Below are 2,959 nucleotides of genomic sequence, written 5' to 3'. Positions count from 1 at the left end.
GCAGGCGACAGGCGGCAAGGGAAGCGTCGCGGGGGGACGGTCGGGCGGAACGTGCGAATGACACCGGCAACTCTCCAGGAATGAAGCGGCGCACGTTAGCGCAAAGCCCGTGCCTGACTTGTTTCTGTCACCGCCGGTTGCCAAGCTGGGGATGCCGCTGGCCCGGTGGCTCGGCTACTGTGGCCGCACTGATCGAACCGAGGTTTTCCATGAGCGCAGTCGACCGCCGCCAGTTCCTGCAAACCGCCGCGGCCGCTGCCGCCAGTGCCGGTGTGCCCGCCGCCATTGCCCGGGCGCTGGCCATCCCGGCACACAACGCCACGCGCAGCGTCCAGGACGTGCAGCACGTCGTGATCCTGATGCAGGAAAACCGCTCGTTCGACCACTACTTCGGCCTGCTGCCCGGCGTGCGCGGCTATGGCGACCGCTTCACCATCCCGCTGCCCGGCGGCAAGACGGTCTGGCAGCAGAGCAACGGCGTGCGCACCGTCATGCCGTACCACCTGGACAGCAGCATCGGCAACGCCCAGCGCGACGGCGGCAACCCGCACAGCTGGCACGATGCGCAAGGCGCCTGGGGCGATGGCCGGCTTTCGCACTGGCCGCTGTTCAAGACCAACAACGCCATGGGCTACTACGCCGAGGCCGAGGTGCCGTTCCAGTACGCGCTGGCGAATGCCTTCACCGTCTGCGACGCCTATCACTGCAGCCTGCACGGCGGCACCAACCCGAATCGCCTGTTCCTGTGGACCGGCAGCAATGGCGCGCAGCCCGCTGGCGTGGCGGTCGTCGTCAACGAATGGGACGGCATGGAAGCCCCCACCAGCGGCTACCAGTGGACCACCTACCCCGAGCGGCTGCAGCAGGCCGGTGTGAGTTGGAAGCTCTACCAGAACCTGCCCGACAACTTCACCGACAACCCGTTGGCCGGCTTCGTGCCTTACCGCCAGGCCAACCTGGACGTGGGCAACCAGCCCGACGGCTCGCCCTACCCGGCCTACACCACCGCGATGGACGCGCTGAACCCGCTGGCCAAGGGCACGACCAACACCATGCCCGACGGCGGCTTCCTGCAGGCGCTGCGCGACGACATTGCCGCCGGCGCGCTGCCGCAGGTCTCGTGGATCGTCGCGCCGGCCACCTATTCCGAGCACCCGTCGCCGTCCTGCCCGGCCCAGGGCGCCTGGTACGTCGAAGAAGCACTGAACGCGCTCACGGCCAACCCGGACGTCTGGAGCAAGACCGTGCTGCTGGTCATGTTCGACGAGAACGACGGCTTCTTCGACCACCTGCCGCCGCCCGGCGCGCCGTCGCTGAATGCAGACGGCAGCGAGGCCGGCGCGTCCACCGTGGACGTGAGTGCCGAGCGCTTCACCCAGCCCGCGCCACCCGGCTCCAAAGGCCAGCCCAGGCCCGACAAGGGCGTGTTCGGCATGGGCCCGCGCGTGCCGATGATGGCCATCTCACCCTGGAGCCGCGGCGGCTGGGTCAACTCGCAAGTGTTTGACCACACCTCCGTGCTGCGCTTCCTCGAAGCCCGCTTCGGCGTGGCCGAGAGCAACATCAGCCCCTGGCGCCGCACCGTGGCCGGTGACCTGATGTCGGTCTTCAACTTCTTCGACCCCAACACCGAGCAGCCGCCGCAGATGACGCTGCTGACCAAGGCCGGCGTGGACGCGCTGCGCGTGCAGCAGGAAGCCCTGCCCAAGGTGCCCGTGCCCAGCGAAGCCTCGCAGACCGCGCCGGTGCAGCCAGCCGGCGTGAAGCCCTCGCGCGCACTGCCGTATGCACTCGCCGTGCAGGCCAGCCTGGTCACCGGCAGCTCGCCCAGCCTGTCGCTGAAATTCGTCAACAACGGCAGCGCCGGCGCCGTGTTCCACGTCTACGACCGCCTGCACCTGACCCGCCGCCCGCGCCGCTACACGGTGGGCGCCGGCCTGTCGCTCTCGGGCAGCTGGCTGCTCGCCAAGGACAAGGGCCAGTACGACCTTTGGGTGCTCGGCCCCAACGGCTTCCACCGTCAGTTCAGCGGCACCACTTCGGCCAGCGCAGCGCCGGTCGTCAACGTCAAGGCCAAGCCGCAGGGCCAGTCGCTGCAGGTCCACCTCAGCAACCCCGGCAGCAGCGCCTGCACCGTCGTCGTCCTGCCGCTGGCCTACCGCCAGGACGGCCCCTGGAGCGTCGTGCTGCCCGCTGGCGGTGAACAGACCTGGCTGCTGGACCTCAGCGCCGCCCAAGGCTGGTATGACCTGCAGTTCACCGTCAGCGGTCAGCCCGTGACCACCTGGACCCGCCGCGCTGCCGGCCGCCTGGAAACCGGCGCGCACAGCATCAGCGATCCGGCGATGGGGGCGTTGGCGCTGCGTTGATGGCGGTAACCGGGCGTCGCCAAAGGCAAGCCCATTCGCCGCGACAGCTCGGCTCAAGCGAAGTCGTGGAACGCCCGTCCCTGACGCGTGTGGTCCACTGGCTTCGTCATTTCTTCTTGTTCTTCTTCCCTTGATCGTGGTGCCACTTGATGGCGAAGAACATGCCCGTGCCGAACACGAGAAGCTTGAAGGTCACGAAGACGATGGGGATCCATTCCATGTTTGTGTATTTCCAGGCGATTGCTTGACGCTGACCATCTTGAGGATCTGCCAATCTTCATCAGCAGATGACTGGCAGGAAGACACCATTCGCACAGACCGGACCGGACGCATGACCGGACCCGGCTTTCAGGGCAGACTGTGCCAAAAACCGCGCCGAAAACCCAGGCTCAGAACCTGGGCAAAAAAAGCGGATCAGAGCCCATGAAGCGCTACGAAGCCCTCGCCCATGAGATCGCCGAGTCGATCGCCGCCGGCCAGCTGCGCGTGGGCGAGCGCGTGCCCTCGGTGCGCGAGGCCAGCCGCAGCCGCGGCGTGAGCCCGTCGACGGTGTTCGAGGCCTACTACCTGCTCGAAGCGCGCGGCTTGCT

General features: G+C 67.8%; 2 protein-coding genes. Both read left to right on the top strand.

Going from position 1 to position 2,959, the window contains the following annotated elements; all coding sequences use genetic code 11:
• The first annotated feature begins 209 nt into the window (after positions 1-209).
• Complete coding sequence (locus FKP22_RS25890) at positions 210-2,369, top strand: phosphocholine-specific phospholipase C (RefSeq protein WP_141290680.1); 2,160 nt, start codon at positions 210-212, stop codon at positions 2,367-2,369.
• Positions 2,370-2,792: 423 nt separating this feature from the next.
• The coding region (locus tag FKP22_RS25885) for a GntR family transcriptional regulator (RefSeq protein ID WP_141290678.1) at positions 2,793-2,959 on the top strand (167 nt) is incomplete at its 3' end.

It is taken from the genome of Ideonella azotifigens (assembly GCF_006519715.1).
Lineage (GTDB): Bacteria > Pseudomonadota > Gammaproteobacteria > Burkholderiales > Burkholderiaceae_C > Ideonella > Ideonella azotifigens.
Note: the sequence above shows the minus strand (reverse complement) of the source record. Positions and strands in the feature narration are given on the sequence as shown.

Excerpts from the sequence above, each read along its gene's own strand:
- FKP22_RS25890 (WP_141290680.1), top strand. The coding sequence starts at position 210 with ATGAGCGCAGTCGACCGCCGCCAGTTCCTGCAAACCGCCGCGGCCGCT.